Source organism: Pseudoalteromonas ostreae, from assembly GCF_018069805.1.
In the GTDB taxonomy this organism is placed as follows: domain Bacteria; phylum Pseudomonadota; class Gammaproteobacteria; order Enterobacterales; family Alteromonadaceae; genus Pseudoalteromonas; species Pseudoalteromonas ostreae.
In genome coordinates this window covers 1-1,747 of the sequence record NZ_JAGPYN010000054.1, presented here as the reverse complement: position 1 = coordinate 1,747, position 1,747 = coordinate 1, and the positions used below count along the sequence as shown (strand labels likewise).

The following is a 1,747-nucleotide window of genomic DNA, read 5'->3' as shown; positions in this document are numbered from 1 at the left end:
CATAAAACGCGTTTGGCGTTGTATGGTTAAGCCTCACGGGTAATTAGTACAAGTTAGCTTAACATATCACTATGCTTCCACATCTTGCCTATCAACGTTGTAGTCTTCAACGGCCCTTCAGAGACTTTAAAAGTCTAGTGAGAACTCATCTCGAGGCCTGCTTCGCGCTTAGATGCTTTCAGCGCTTATCAGTTCCGAACGTAGCTACCGGGCAATGCCATTGGCATGACAACCCGAACACCAGCGGTTCGTTCACTCCGGTCCTCTCGTACTAGGAGCAACCCCTCTCAATTCTCAAACGCCCACGGCAGATAGGGACCGAACTGTCTCACGACGTTCTAAACCCAGCTCGCGTACCACTTTAAATGGCGAACAGCCATACCCTTGGGACCGACTTCAGCCCCAGGATGTGATGAGCCGACATCGAGGTGCCAAACACCGCCGTCGATATGAACTCTTGGGCGGTATCAGCCTGTTATCCCCGGAGTACCTTTTATCCGTTGAGCGATGGCCCTTCCATTCAGAACCACCGGATCACTATGACCTACTTTCGTACCTGCTCGACGTGTCTGTCTCGCAGTTAAGCTGGCTTCTACCATTACACTAACCGTACGATGTCCGACCGTACTTAGCCAACCTTCGTGCTCCTCCGTTACTCTTTGGGAGGAGACCGCCCCAGTCAAACTACCCACCAGGCACTGTCCGTAACCCCGATTCAGGGGCCAACGTTAGAACATCAAAACTACAAGGGTGGTATTTCAAGGACGACTCCAACAAAACTAGCGTCTCATCTTCTAAGTCTCCCACCTATCCTACACATGTAGGTTCAATGTTCAGTGCCAAGCTGTAGTAAAGGTTCACGGGGTCTTTCCGTCTAGCCGCGGGTACACAGCATCTTCACTGCGATTTCAATTTCACTGAGTCTCGGGTGGAGACAGCGTGGCCATGGTTACACCATTCGTGCAGGTCGGAACTTACCCGACAAGGAATTTCGCTACCTTAGGACCGTTATAGTTACGGCCGCCGTTTACCGGGGCTTCGATCAAGAGCTTCGTCCGAAAACTAACCCCATCAATTAACCTTCCGGCACCGGGCAGGTGTCACACCGTATACGTCATCTTGCGATTTTGCACAGTGCTGTGTTTTTAATAAACAGTCCCAGCCACCTGGTCACTGCGGCTCCCGTCCGCTTAGAGAGCAAGTCTCATCACAGATAGGAGCGTACCTTCTCCCGAAGTTACGGTACGATTTTGCCTAGTTCCTTCACCCGAGTTCTCTCAAGCGCCTTAGTATTCTCTACCTGACCACCTGTGTCGGTTTGGGGTACGATTCGGTATAATCTGAAGCTTAGAGGCTTTTCCTGGAAGTATGGCATCAGCAACTTCATCACCTTGGTGACTCGTCTCGTGTCTCAGGTTTAATGTTCGTCCGGATTTACCTAAACAAACGCCCTACTCACTTTCACATGGACTACCAACGCCATGCTTGCTTAGCCTGCTCCGTCCCCCCATCGCAATTATACCAAGTACGGAAATATTAATCCGTTTCCCATCGACTACGCCTTTCGGCCTCGCCTTAGGGGTCGACTTACCCTACCCTGATTAACATGGGATAGGAACCCTTGGTCTTCCGGCGTGCGGGTTTTTCACCCGCATTATCGTTACTCATGTCAGCATTCGCACTTCTGATACGTCCAGCATACCTCCCGGTACACCTTCAACCGCTTACAGAACGCTCCCCTACCACT

At 51.1% G+C, this 1,747-nt stretch carries 1 rRNA gene; it reads right to left on the bottom strand.

From position 1 onward, the window contains the following. Positions 1 to 22: 22 nt before the first annotated feature. Positions 23 to 1,747, bottom strand: a 23S ribosomal RNA gene (locus tag J7338_RS20450); the annotation flags it as partial.